The sequence below is a fragment of the Streptacidiphilus albus JL83 genome, from assembly GCF_000744705.1.
In the GTDB taxonomy this organism is placed as follows: domain Bacteria; phylum Actinomycetota; class Actinomycetes; order Streptomycetales; family Streptomycetaceae; genus Streptacidiphilus; species Streptacidiphilus albus.
Genome location: NZ_JQML01000001.1, coordinates 9,060,964 through 9,073,209, shown reverse-complemented (window position 1 = coordinate 9,073,209; position 12,246 = coordinate 9,060,964). Strand labels below are relative to the sequence as shown.

The 12,246-nt window shown below is 73.4% G+C and carries 14 protein-coding genes and 1 pseudogene; 11 read left to right on the top strand and 4 right to left on the bottom strand.

From position 1 onward, the window contains the following. Positions 1-14: 14 nt before the first annotated feature. Positions 15-413, bottom strand: coding sequence for a VOC family protein (locus BS75_RS39305; protein ID WP_034091635.1), 399 nt, complete (start codon positions 411-413; stop codon positions 15-17). Between the two features lie 92 nt (positions 414-505). Here BS75_RS39305 and BS75_RS39300 point away from each other — a divergent pair, with 92 nt between their 5' ends. The 5 genes from BS75_RS39300 to BS75_RS39280 all read left to right on the top strand — a co-directional run bounded on the left by BS75_RS39300 (position 506) and on the right by BS75_RS39280 (position 5,236). Further along, positions 506-1,513 (top strand): helix-turn-helix transcriptional regulator, encoded by a 1,008-nt coding sequence (locus BS75_RS39300; protein ID WP_034091634.1) that lies wholly within the window; start codon positions 506-508, stop codon positions 1,511-1,513. A 111-nt stretch (positions 1,514-1,624) separates the two neighbouring features. After that, positions 1,625-1,855, top strand: a complete 231-nt coding sequence (locus tag BS75_RS39295; RefSeq protein WP_034091633.1) for a hypothetical protein — start codon at positions 1,625-1,627, stop codon at positions 1,853-1,855. Continuing rightward, entirely contained in the window at positions 1,852-2,754 is a 903-nt protein-coding gene (locus BS75_RS39290) for a patatin-like phospholipase family protein (RefSeq protein WP_231608027.1), read from the top strand. Before BS75_RS39295 ends, BS75_RS39290 begins: the two co-directional genes overlap by 4 nt. After that, on the top strand, positions 2,751-3,746 hold the full coding sequence (locus BS75_RS39285) for a lysophospholipid acyltransferase family protein (RefSeq protein WP_034091632.1): 996 nt from the start codon (positions 2,751-2,753) through the stop codon (positions 3,744-3,746). Before BS75_RS39290 ends, BS75_RS39285 begins: the two co-directional genes overlap by 4 nt. 140 nt (positions 3,747-3,886) lie before the next feature. Then, positions 3,887-5,236, top strand: a complete 1,350-nt coding sequence (locus tag BS75_RS39280; protein ID WP_042438928.1) for a PP2C family protein-serine/threonine phosphatase — start codon at positions 3,887-3,889, stop codon at positions 5,234-5,236. Between the two features lie 30 nt (positions 5,237-5,266). Here BS75_RS39280 and BS75_RS49685 read toward each other — a convergent pair whose 3' ends face one another. Then, entirely contained in the window at positions 5,267-5,428 is a 162-nt protein-coding gene (locus BS75_RS49685; protein WP_160312281.1) for a YqaE/Pmp3 family membrane protein, read from the bottom strand. Positions 5,429-5,773: 345 nt separating this feature from the next. On the opposite strand from BS75_RS49685, the gene BS75_RS39275 reads away from it, so the two are divergent. Beyond that, a complete protein-coding gene (locus tag BS75_RS39275; RefSeq protein ID WP_042438926.1) occupies positions 5,774-6,772 on the top strand; it encodes a YihY/virulence factor BrkB family protein in 999 nt (332 codons plus the stop codon). A gap of 266 nt (positions 6,773-7,038) precedes the next feature. On the opposite strand, the gene BS75_RS39270 is transcribed toward BS75_RS39275, so the two are convergent. Continuing rightward, entirely contained in the window at positions 7,039-7,491 is a 453-nt protein-coding gene (locus BS75_RS39270) for a MarR family winged helix-turn-helix transcriptional regulator (RefSeq protein WP_034091631.1), read from the bottom strand. A gap of 125 nt (positions 7,492-7,616) precedes the next feature. On the opposite strand from BS75_RS39270, the gene BS75_RS39265 reads away from it, so the two are divergent. Then, positions 7,617-8,480 carry an NAD(P)H-binding protein gene (locus BS75_RS39265; RefSeq protein ID WP_034091630.1) on the top strand — a complete coding sequence of 288 codons (864 nt, stop codon included), beginning with the start codon at positions 7,617-7,619 and terminating at the stop codon, positions 8,478-8,480. Between the two features lie 103 nt (positions 8,481-8,583). Here the strand turns inward: BS75_RS39265 and BS75_RS39260 are convergent, their stop codons facing one another. Then, positions 8,584-8,973, bottom strand: coding sequence for a winged helix-turn-helix transcriptional regulator (locus BS75_RS39260; protein WP_034091629.1), 390 nt, complete (start codon positions 8,971-8,973; stop codon positions 8,584-8,586). A gap of 97 nt (positions 8,974-9,070) precedes the next feature. Between BS75_RS39260 and BS75_RS39255 the strand changes: the two genes are divergently transcribed. From BS75_RS39255 to BS75_RS48860, 4 genes and pseudogenes are all read left to right on the top strand, one after another. After that, positions 9,071-9,943, top strand: a complete 873-nt coding sequence (locus tag BS75_RS39255) for an SDR family oxidoreductase (RefSeq protein ID WP_034091628.1) — start codon at positions 9,071-9,073, stop codon at positions 9,941-9,943. Positions 9,944-10,030: 87 nt separating this feature from the next. Beyond that, positions 10,031-10,987, top strand: a complete 957-nt coding sequence (locus BS75_RS39250; RefSeq protein ID WP_034091627.1) for a GlxA family transcriptional regulator — start codon at positions 10,031-10,033, stop codon at positions 10,985-10,987. A gap of 107 nt (positions 10,988-11,094) precedes the next feature. Next, positions 11,095-12,090, top strand: a complete 996-nt coding sequence (gene gap / locus BS75_RS39245) for a type I glyceraldehyde-3-phosphate dehydrogenase (protein ID WP_034091626.1) — start codon at positions 11,095-11,097, stop codon at positions 12,088-12,090. 22 nt (positions 12,091-12,112) lie between these two features. Then, a pseudogene (locus BS75_RS48860) lies at positions 12,113-12,190 on the top strand (hypothetical protein); the annotation flags it as partial. Positions 12,191-12,246: the final 56 nt, after the last annotated feature.

Genomic DNA, 12,246 nt, shown 5'->3' with positions numbered 1-12,246 from the left:
CCCGCGCCGCCCGCTCAGCGGGCGAGCCGCTCCACGGCCGCCGCGGTGACCGGGGTGAAGAAGTTGACGAGGTTGCCGTCGGGGTCACGGAACAGCAGGGCCCGGTTGCCCCAGGGCATGGTGGTGGGCTCGTTGACGAAGTCGTCGACGAAGCCCGCCAGGTTCCGGTGGATGCCGTCCACGTCGTCGACGAGGAACTCGATGATCACGGTGTTGTTGTCGGCCGGACGGGCGGAGCCGGGCGCGAACAGCGCCACCGTGCGGGTACTGGCGATCGCCAGGGTCGCACCGGCGGTGCGCAGCTCGGCGAAGTCCTCGGTGGACCAGTCCGCACTGACGCCGGTGGCCCGCTCGTAGAAGCCGACGAGGCGCGCGACGTCGTCGGTGATGATGCGGATCGAGACGAAGTCCATGGTGATCTCCTCGGGTCGTGAAGCCGTTGCACCGCACACGCTAGAACGAATACCGGACAGAAACGGTCCAGTATTCCCGCTAGGCTCTGTCCATGGTTCGACCCACCGGCCGCGTGCTCACCCTCCTGGAACTGCTGCAGTCGGGCGGTACCCGGACGATGGCCGAACTGGCCGACAGGCTCGGCGTCGACGGGCGCACCGTGCGCCGGTACGTGGAGCACCTGATCGACCTCGACCTGCCCGTCGAGTCGGTCCGCGGCCGCTACGGCGGGTACCGGCTCGCTCCCGGGTACCGGCTGCCCCCGCTCATGCTCGATGACGACGAGGCGCTCGCCGTGCTGCTCGGCCTGGTCGTCGGACGCCGGGCAGGGCTGCTGACGACGGTGGACACGGCCAGCGAGACGGCGGCCGCCAAGATCCGTCGGGTGCTGCCCGAGCGGCTCGCCCATCGGCTCGACGCCCTCCTGGAGTCCCTGGCCTTCACGGCCCCGCCCGGCGAGTTCGCCGCTCCCCCGACCGGGGTCCTGCTCACCGTCGCCGATGCGGTCCGCCATCGCCGACCGGTCTCGATCAGGTACACGTCCCGGGACGGCCGACGCAGCGAACGCACCCTGCACCCGTACGGGATCGTCACCCATGCGGGCCGGTGGTACGTCACGGGCAGCGACCCCGGGATCGACGAGGACCGCACCTTCCGGCTCGACCGCATCGCGGACGCGAGGGCCCTGCCGGGCTCGTTCGAGCCGCCCGCCGACCTCGATCCGGCGCAGCGCGTCCTGTCGGGCCTCGCCAAGGCCGCCTACCGCTACGAGGTGACCCTGCGGATCCAGGGGACGGTCGAGCAGATCCGCGCCCGGCTCCCCGCGAGCGTCGCCGAGGTGGCGGAGCCCGCGGCTGCGGCAGGGGCGGACCCGGACCCCGGGCGCTGGCTCCGCGTCGAGATCCGGGCGGAGCGGCTCGACTGGCTGCCCCCGGTACTCGCCTCGCTCGACCGGCCGTTCGTCATCGAGCGCCCGGAGGAACTCCGGAACCTGGTGACGGCACTCGCCGACCGGCTCGCCGCCTCGGCCAGCCGACCCCGGGGGCACCCTCCGGAGTGAGGTGTCCCGCTGCGCCGGGTTCCGGTTTGAACGGCCGCATCCGGGCAAGTCGCCCAGCGAGCAGGGTTCATGTGCAGGTGGGCTGTCCCAACCGCAACGGAGGGTACGACCATGGGAATCGGTGGCTGCGTCATCGTGATCGCGGTAGGCGCCATCGCGACGTTCGGCGTCAACTGGCACGTGGCCGGAATGAACATCCACGTCGTTGGGGTGATCCTGATGATAGCCGGACTGCTGGGGCTGGTGACCTACGTCAGCATCTACCGGAGCCGCCTTCCGCGCCGTCGGCTGGGCGGCGACGAGGTGGTGGTGGAGGATCGCCGCTACTACGACGGACCGTGACCACGACGGACCGCGGGCCCGTGGACAGCCGGCTCCGGGGTGGCTGCGCCTTCGTCCTGGGCGGCGGCGGCTCGCTGGGGGCCTACGAGGTCGGCATGCTCAAGGCGCTGCTGGAGGCCGGGATCGAGCCCGACCTGGTGCTCGGCACCTCGGTGGGCGCCATCAACGGAGCACTGGTCGCCGCCGACCCCTCGGCCGCCTCGGTCGAGCGGCTGAGCACCCTGTGGCAGGGGCTGGGCCGGGCCGGGGTCTTCGCCGGTTCGCTGATGGGCCGGGTCGGCACCGCCGTGCGCAGCCGCACCCACATCTACTCCAACAGCTCCCTCCGCGTGCTGCTGGAACGGGACCTGGGCAAGCCGGCGATCGAGGACCTCGCGGTTCCGTACCAGTGCGTCGCCGCCTGCATCGAGCGCTCGGCCGAGCACTGGTTCAGCAGCGGCCCGCTCGTGCCGGCGATCCTGGCCTCGTCGGCCGTGCCCGGGCTGCTGCCGCCGGTGCACATCGACGGCGAGCACTTCCTCGACGGCGGCCTGGTGAACAGCATCCCGGTCGGCAGAGCCGTCGCGCTGGGCGCCCGCACCGTCTACGTCCTGCAGGTCGGCCGGATCGAGCAACCGCTCACCGCGCCCCGGCAGCCCTGGGAGGTCGCCTCGGTCTGCTTCGAGATCGCCCGTAGGCACCGTTTTGCCAGGGACATGGCCGACCTGCCGGACGACGTCACCGTCCATGTGCTGCCCACCGGGACCGGCCCCGCACAGCGGGTCGGTCCGGCGCAGCAGCTGCGGCACCGGGACTTCGGCTCCGCCCGGGAGCGCATCGAACGCGCCTACCTGGCCTCCCGTGCCTACCTGGCGTCGCCGGGCCCGGCGACGGCGACGGCGACGGACGGACGCCGGTGAAGCCGGACCGCCTCCGTACCGCAGCCCGCCGACTGGCCACCGTACCGGCCCTGGTGGTGCTGACGCCGGTCGCCGTGGCCGGGTTCGCGGTGTGCCTGCTGCTCACCGGCCCGGTGTCGCTGCTGCTGCGGGGCGCCTGGCGCCCGGTCCGGCTGAGCGGCTTCCTGGTGCTCTACCTGGCGGCGGAGCTGGTGGGCCTGGCCCTGTCGGTGGCGGACCTGTTCGGCCCGCGAGGCAGCCTCCGGGCGCGTTCCTACGCCCGGCTCGGCTCGCTGCTGGCCTTCCTGTGCCGGGCAGCCGTACCGGTCTTCGGCCTGCGGGTCGAGGTGACCGGCGAGCGGCCCCCGGCGTCCGCCCCCCTCCACCCGGACCGCCCGCTCCTGGTGCTCGCCAGGCACGCCGGCCCCGGGGACTCGTTCCTGCTGGTCCACGTGCTGATCACGCATGTCGGCCTGCGCCCGCGGGTGGTCCTCAAGCAGGCGCTGCGACTGGACCCCTGCCTGGATGTCCTGCTCGGACGGGTCCCGCACTGCTTCGTGCCGCGGAACGCCGCACCGCGCCACACCACCGCCGCGATCGGCGCACTGGTCTCGGACATGGGTCCGCGCGACGCCCTGGTCATCTTCCCGGAGGGCGGGAACTTCACCGAGCGCCGCCGGCGGCTGGCGATCCGCTGGCTGCGGCGCCACGGTCGGCCCCACGAAGCCGCGCGGAGCGAGCGACTGAGCCATGTGCTGCCGCCCAGGACCGACGGGACGCTGGCGGCACTGGCGGCCGCACCCTCCGCCGACGTGGTGTTCGTCGCCCACACCGGCCTGGACGACATGGTCTCGGTCCGCACCCTGTGGCAGGGCATCCCGCTGCGCCGGACCGTCCGCGCGAGCTGGTGGCGGGTCGCGTCGGAGGACGTCCCGGCCGAGGCGGAGCAGCAGGCCGACTGGCTGCGGGCGCAGTGGGCCCGGGTCGACTCCTGGATCGACGGCCGGTCGTAACCCTGCCCCGGTGGAACCGGACCCGGCCGGACCGGGCGCGGCCGGTGGGCGCAGGTGCCAGACTGGCAGTCCCGACGCCACCTGGCTGGCGCCCGTCCCGGGCGGCTGCACCGCACCCGGACGGGAGGAGACGGAGCAGGGTGGAAGCCGAGCCGCACGACGACGATCCCCGCTCCCTCGACGTGGACCGGGCCGTGCAGGACGCCCTCGACTGGCTGACGCTGGTGGCCGAGGCCTCCGAGGCGCTGGCCAGCACCCTGGAGGTCGAGCCGGGACTGCGCCGGCTGTCCCGGGTCCTGGTCCCCGCCCTCGCCGACTGGTGCGCGATCGACCTCACCGACGACACGGGACGGCTGCGCAGAGCGGTGCTGGAGCACCGTGACCCCGAGATGGCGACCGCCGCGCTGTCCGAGCTGCTGCTGCCCGAGGCGGACCACACCTCGACCGCCCCGCTGGCGCGCGCGCTGCGGGGAACGGAGCCGCTGCAGCTGTCGGACTTCCCCGATCCCGATCGGGCCACGGACGCCCTGCACCGGGCGGAGCTGGAGGCGTTCGCCCTGCTCGGCGCGGATCGGGCGGTGCTGGTGCCGCTGCGCGCCAGGCACCGGGTGCTGGGCGTGCTCACCCTGGTCCGCACCGGCCCGGAGGGGCCGGACGAGCAGGGCCGACTGCCGCTGATCACCGAGCTCGCCCACCGCATCGCCCTGGCCGTGGACAACGCACGGCTGCACGCCCTGGTCGCCCGCACCGCCGAACGGATGCAGCGCTCGCTGCTGCCCGCGCTGCCGCAGAGCGGACCGCTGGAGCTGGCCGCCCGCTACGATCCGGCCCGGGCCGGCGCCGAGGTCGGCGGCGACTGGTACGACGCCTTCCTCCTGCCCGACGAGGCCCTCGCGCTCATCATCGGCGACGTCACCGGGCACGATCTGAAAGCGGCGGTGGCCATGAGCCAGCTGCGCAACATGCTGCGCGGCATCGCGGCCGACCGCAAGGAGCCGCCCGGCAAGATCCTGGCCCGGTTGGACGCGGCCAACCACATCCTCTATCCCGGTCAGATCCTGACCTGTGCCTACGCCCTGGTCACCAAGCCCGAGCCGGAGGCCGGCTGGCTGCTGCACTACGCCGTCGCCGGACATCCGCCGCCGTTGCTGGTCACCCGCGAGGGCGACGCCCGCTTCCTGGAGGGCGGCCGCAGCCTGCTGCTCGGGGTGCGCCCCGGGAGCGTCCGTACCGACGCGGTGGAGCCGCTGCCGCCGGGGTGCACCGTGCTGCTGTACACCGACGGGCTCGTCGAACGGCGCGGTGAGGTCCTGGACCACGGCCTGACCCGGCTGCGCGGGCGGGCCGCCGCTCTGGCGGAGGAGCCCGTGGAGACCTTCTGCGACCGGCTCATGGACGAACTGGCGGAGGGAGGCACGGACGACGTCGCCATGATCGCCGTGCGGATCCCCGACACCACCCCCCGCTGCTACACGGCAACCGCCGAGTAGCAGCAGGAGCGCCGGCCCGAGGACCGGCGCTCAGTCCTTGACGACCTGGTAGATGCCGTAGACGACGCCCGGCACATGGCCGCACAACTGCAGCAGGAACGCCCAGAGGACCTTCAGGCACGGCCCTTCCTTGATCAGGACTGCCAGAAACGGCAGCACCAGGCACAGCAGCACCAGCAGAACCTTGATCATGGTCTTTCCTTCGGTAGCGGTCGATCCGCACGGAGCGGCCGGCTCGTGGCACGGTTTCGCCCGTACTGGCAGACGGGAGGGCCCTCGGCGGGGGAGCCGAGGGCCCTTCCGGGGCGGTCCTGGGGACCCCGGGGAGGGATCGTCCCGTCCGGGCCGCCGCACTGGACGCCTACCCGCCCAGCGTCGGCGAAACCTGTCGGTCCGGAGGCCACGGCGGCGTGATGCCGGGCGCGGTTCCGGGGTAGACGCCCAGCGCGACAGCGATGGCACGGAGGTGCACGACATGGGCAGGTCCCGGAGGAATCCGCGGAACGACACGGCGGACGCGGTCCGCAGCGTGCTCGCATGAAGGGGCCGGAGCGGCTCCTGCGGGGCGCCGACCGCTGGCAGCAGCGGCACACCCCGGCGGCCTTCACCCTCGGCGTGGTCAAGAAGTACGGGGACGACCGGGGCGGACACCTCGCCGTGCTGATCACCTACTACGGCTTCGCCGCCCTGTTCCCACTGCTGCTGCTCCTGACGACCGCCCTCGGCTTCGCGCTGCGCGGCAACCCGCAGCTGCAGCACGACGTGCTGAACTCGGCGCTGGCGGACTTCCCCATCATCGGCGACCAGTTGCGCGGAAACGTGCACTCCCTGCAGGGCAGCGCCCTGGCGGTCACCGTCGGCTGCCTCGGCCTGCTCTACGGCTCCCTGGGCATCGCGCAGACCCTGCAGTTCGCCATGGCGCAGGTCTGGAACATCCCCGGCACCCGACGCCCCGCGTACTGGCCGCGGCTGGCCCGCTCCCTGCTGCTGATCGTCACCCTGGGGCTGGGGCTGCTGCTCACCTCCGCCGCCACCGGGCTGCTGGCCACCACCGGCCGCGGCACGACCGCCACCGTGCTGGGACTACTGGCCTCCGCCGCCCTCAACGCCGGCCTGTACCTGGCCTGCTTCCGGATCCTCACGCCACGTCAGATCCGCTGGCGCCGGCTGCTGCCGGGATGCCTGGCCGCCGGCCCCGCCTGGACCCTCCTCCAGGCCTGCGGCGGCGTGCTGATCGCCCACGAGCTGCGCCACTCCACCCAGGTCTACGGCCTGTTCGCGACCGTCCTGGGACTGCTGTGGTGGATCTACCTCGGCGCCCAGCTGACCGTCTACGCCGCCGAGGCCAACGTGGTCCACGCCCGGCGCCTGTGGCCCCGGGGCATCATGCAGCCCCCGCTCACCCACGCGGACAAGAAGGTCCTGGACGCCGTCGCCGAGCAGGAGCGCCGCCGCCCCGAGCAGTCGGTCGACAGTCACTTCGACGATCCCGCGCCCGAGTCGCCGGACCGGCCGGACGAGAGCCCGGACAGCTGACTCCGGGGCGGACCCACGGACTCCGCCGCCCGATCAGCAGGATCCGGATCGGCTGCCCCTGCGGCAGGACCCCGGGCGGGTGCCCGGCGTCGGCCTCGAAGAGGCCCGCCGCGCGCTCCAGCTGCCCCGTCTCGAACAGGCCGAGCACCATGGCCAGCAGGGAGAAGCCGCGCGGGTCGGGGATGCCGCGCGCGATCAGCCCGAAGCCCTCCAGCTCGGCGGGCGGCCGGCCGCGCAGGGCTCGGCCGAATCCGCCGCGAGCCGGGTCAGCCGGTGGCCGGGTCCCGGTCGGCGGGTTCCCGCAACAGCTCGCTCGCCGACCGGTAGACCTTCGCCAGCGCCCGCATCAGGTGCTCGCGCTCGGTGTCGGTGAGGTCCGCGGTGACCCTCTCCTCGATCGAGCGCCGCTCCGCCTCGACCGGCTGCTGCAGCGCCCGCCCCGCGTCGGTGAGCCAGAGCCGCACCAGCCGGTTGTCCCGGTCGTCGCGGCGACGGGTGAGCAGCCCGGCGGCGGTCATCCGGTCGGCCATCTTGACGACGGTGGGCGTGGTGACGTTCAGCGCGGTGGCGAGCTCACCCGGCGTGCCGCCGTCCTGCTCCCAGAGCGCCGCGAGCAGGTAGTTCTGTCCCAGGTGCAGCCCGTGGCGCCGCATGGCCCCGTCGGACAGGACCCGGAGCACCTTCGACGTCCTGCTGTGCAGGTCCAGGAACTCAACCACCGCGGCCTCCCAGGTCGTGCGGACCAGCCGATCGGCCCGCGAGCAAGTCGATTGACGGCTAATCACTTACCGGCTAACGTCTTCCCGGAAATCGCTAGACGGCAAACGACTTCGAAGGAGCCTCGATGATACTGGTCACCGCAGCCACCGGGAACATCGGCCGCGAGCTCACCCGGGAGCTCGACGCCGTCGGCGCCGACTTCCGCATCCTCGTCCGCGATCCCGCCCGCGCCGCCGGACTGCCCGAGCGCGCCGAACGCGCCGTCGGCGACCTCGGGGACCCGGCGACCCTGGCCCCCGCCTTCGACGGTGTGGACAAGCTGTTCCTGCTCACCCAGGGCACCGGCACCGACCACGCCACCGCCGCGATCGACGCCGCCCGGGCCGCCGGCGTGCGCCACATCGTGCTCCTCTCCTCCGCCCACGTCCTGCTCGACCCGGTACCCGCGATGGCGCGCTGGCACCACCAGCGCGAGGAGGCCGTCCGCGCCGGCGGCATACCCGCCACCTTCCTGCGGCCCGGCGCCTTCATGACCAACACCCTCGACTGGCTGCCCACCATCCGCAAGGAGGGCTTCGTCCTGGACCCGACCGGCCCGGGCCGCTTCGCGCCGATCGACCCCGCGGACATCGCCGCGGTCGCCGCCCTCGCCCTGACCGAGGACGGCCACCAGGACAAGGGCTACACCCTGACCGGCGACGAGCTCTTCACCGTCGCCGAGCAGGTCCGGATCATCGCCGAGACGATCGGCCGCGACATCGAGGTCCGCGAGGCCGCCACCCCGGCCGAGGTCGTCCGCTCCCGCTTCCCCCACGGGGCGCCCCAGGCCCTCGCCGACGCCCTCACCGAGGGGTTCACCCGGATGCGCGCCGACACCGTCGGACTGCGGACGGACACCGTGCGGCAACTGCTCGGACGTCGGCCGCGAACGTTCGCCGACTGGTGCGCCCGCAATGCCGAGGCGCTCGGACGGCCCGGGACGGACTGAGCCCCGGGGACAAGGAGACCTTGCGCAGACTCCCCGACATCGCGGTCTGCTGCCCGAGCCCGTGCCGAGCCGCTGCTGCTCCCCCGGTACCGGTGGGCCACGGTCAGCCGGTGGGCTCCCCGGCCCCGGCGTCCGCCGTGCTGGTCGCGGCCACCCACTCCACCAGCGGGAGCAGCAGTGCCACCACTTCCCGTCCGCGCCGGGTGAGGCTGTACTCCACCCGGGGCGGGACGACCGGATAGGCCTCCCGCAGCACCAGGCCGTCCGCCTCCAGCGTGCGCAGGGTGCTGGCGAGCATCTTCTCGGTGATCCCCCCGATCCACCGGCGGAGCTCGCCCCACCGCAGCGTCCCGTCCGAGAGGGCGACCAGCACCAGCACGCCCCAGCGGCTGGTCACATGGTCGAGCAGCACCCGGCTGGGACAGTGCGGATCGAAGACGTCGCCGGAGGGATTCCCCCGTGCCACTCGGTTGACCTCGATACTTTCCTCCATGTCCGTACCTTACAAAATAGTGCGTACCAGCGCTCGGGAAGGGTGGGAAGCGGGGCGAGGTTGATCGGGACAACCGACCCACAAGGAGTCCACCGTCATGACCCTGATCGTCACCGGCGCCACCGGCCACCTCGGCCGTCTGGTCGTCGAGAACCTCCTCGACCGCGGCGTCCCGGCCGCCGAGATCGTCGCCACCGGCCGCAGTCTGGACCGGTTGGGCGAGCTGGCCGAGCGCGGCGTCCGGACCAGGGTGGCCGACTACGCCGACCCGGGGTCCCTGCGAGCCGCCTTCGCCGGCGCCCACCGGGTGCTGCTGGTCTCCGGCCTCGACCCCGTCGTGCGCGTCCAGCAGCACCGCAACGCCATCGAGGCGGCCCGCGAGGCCGGCGTCGAACTGCTGGCCTACACCAGCATCGTCAACGCCGACACCAGCACCCTGCGGCTGGCCGAGGACCATCAGGCCACCGAAGCGCTGCTGCGCGACAGCGGCGTGCCCTTCGTCCTGCTGCGCAACAGCTGGTACCTGGAGAACTGGACGGCGCAGCTGGCGGCGGTCCTCGAACACGGGACGCTGCTGGGCAGCGCCGGCGAGGGGCTGGTCAGCGCCGCCTCCCGGGCGGACTACGCCGCCGCCGCAGCAGCCGTCCTGGTCACCGCGGGGCACGCCGGTCGGGCCTACGAGCTCGGCGGGGACGAGCCCTTCACCCTGGCGCAACTCGCCGCCGAGACGGCCGAGCACGCCGGGACGCCGGTGCACTACACCGACCTCTCCGCGGCCGACCACGTCCGGGCCCTGGTGGCACAGGGCCTGCCGCAGGACTTCGCGGAGATCCTGGCCGACGCCGACCAGGGTCTGGCCCGCGGGGAACTCCGCACCGACAGCGGCGACCTGGCCCGCCTGCTCGGCCGGCCCGCCACCACCCTCGGGGAGGCGGTCGCCGCCGCCGTCCGCACCGTCCAGCACGCATGACCGCTGCGCCGCCCCGGGACCGAGCGGTCCCGGGGCGGCGGGCGCGGGTCGCCTCGGCCCGCGACGGCAGCCGCGTACCCTTTTCCCGTGTCGGTACCACCTCTGCAACACGTCGCCGTCCTCGTGCTCGAAGGAGCCAAGCCCCTCGATGTCGGCATTCCCGCGCAGGTGTTCACGACCCGCGCGAGCATGCCCTACGAGGTGCGGGTGTGCGGCGCGGCACCCGGTCCGGTGACCGGCGGCGACGGCCTGTCGTACCACGTCGCCCACGGCCTTGAGGCGCTGGCGTGGGCCGACATCGTCTTCGTTCCCGGCTACCGGCACCCGGACCGGGACGACCCGCCGCAGGCCGTGGTGGAGGCACTGATCGCCGCCCACGCCCGGGGCGCGCGGCTCGCCGCCATCTCGACCGGCGCCTTCGCGCTCGCCGCGACCGGCCTGCTCGACGGCAGGCGGGCCACCACGCACTGGCACTACACCCGGGCCCTGGCGGCCAAGCGTCCGCTGGTCCGGGTCGACGAGAACGTGCTGTTCGTCGACGAGGGCAGCGTGCTGACGTCGGCCGGCGCCGCCTCGGGCATCGACCTGTGCCTGCACATCCTGCGCAGCGACCAGGGGGTGTCCGCGTCGAACCACGCGGCGCGGCGCCTGGTCGCGGCGCCCTACCGCAGCGGCGGTCAGGCGCAGTACGTGCCGCGCAGCGTGCCCGAGTCGCTCGGTGAGCGGTTCGCCGCCACCCGGGAGTGGGCGCTGCACCGGCTCGGCGAACCGCTCACCCTGGACCTGCTCGCCCGGCACGCGGCGGTCTCGCCGCGCACGTTCTCGCGGCGCTTCGTCGAGGACACCGGGTACACCCCGATGCAGTGGGTGATGCGCGCCCGGATCGACCTGGCCCGTGAGCTGCTGGAGCGTTCGCAGCGGGGCATCGAGCAGATCGCCGCCGACGTCGGACTCGGCACCGGCGCCAATCTGCGGCTGCACTTCCAGCGGATCCTCGGCACCACCCCGAGCGAGTACCGGCGCACCTTCACCCTGGGCGAGTAGCCCGGCGCGGGCTGGCGTGATCCTTTCGGACCATGGCGATCACGCCGCTGTCACCGGCGGATCCGGCGCGAGAACCTGATGGCGAACCGAAACAAGGGAGGCCATTCATGACTCGCATCGCCATCAACGGATTCGGCCGGATCGGACGCAATGTGCTGCGCGCACTGCTCGAACGCGACAGCGACCTGGAGGTCGTCGCCGTCAACGACCTCACCGAACCCGCCACCCTGGCGCGGCTGCTCGCCTACGACACGACGGCGGGCCGGCTCGGCCGCCCGGTGACCGTGGACGGCGACACCCTCGTCGTCGACGGCCGCCGGATCACCGTGCTCGCCGAGCGCGAGCCGGCGCAGCTGCCCTGGGCCGAGCTCGGCGTGGAGATCGTGCTGGAGGCGACCGGCCGCTTCACCTCGGCGACGGCCGCACGCGCCCACCTCGACGCGGGTGCGAAGCGGGTGCTGGTCAGCGCGCCGGCCGACGGCGCCGACGTCACCCTGGCGTTCGGGGTCAACACCGACGCCTACGACCCGGCCCGGCACACCATCGTCTCGAACGCCTCCTGCACGACCAACGCCCTCGCGCCGCTGGCCGCGGTCCTCGACGACCTGGCCGGCATCGAGCACGGCTTCATGACGACGGTGCACGCCTACACGCAGGAGCAGAACCTGCAGGACGGTCCGCACCGCGACCCCCGCCGCGCCCGCGCGGCCGCCGTCAACATCGTGCCGACCACGACCGGCGCGGCCAAGGCGATCGGCCTGGTCCTGCCGCAGCTCGACGGCAAGCTGTCCGGCGACTCGATCCGCGTGCCGGTTCCGGTGGGATCGATCGTCGAACTCAACACCACCGTCGCTCGCGACGTGACCCGCGAGGACGTGCTGGCCGCGTACCGCGCCGCGGCGCAGGGGCCGCTCGCCGGCGTCCTCGAGTACTCGGACGACCCGCTGGTGTCGTCCGACATCACCGGCAATCCGGCCTCGTCGATCTTCGACTCGGCGCTCACCCGCGTCGACGGCCGCCACATCAAGGTGGTCGCCTGGTACGACAACGAGTGGGGCTTCTCCAACCGCGTGATCGACACCCTCGAACTCCTCGCCGCCTGACCCGGCGCCTCCTTTCCGGTACGACACGACCATCGCCGACCTCGCCGTCGCCACCGGTTGCGGCCAGATCAAGACCGGCTCGCTCTCCCGCTCGGGCCGACACCGCCCCGGCGGCGCGAACGCTGCCGGGGCGGTGTCGGTCCGCGCGGGGGTCAG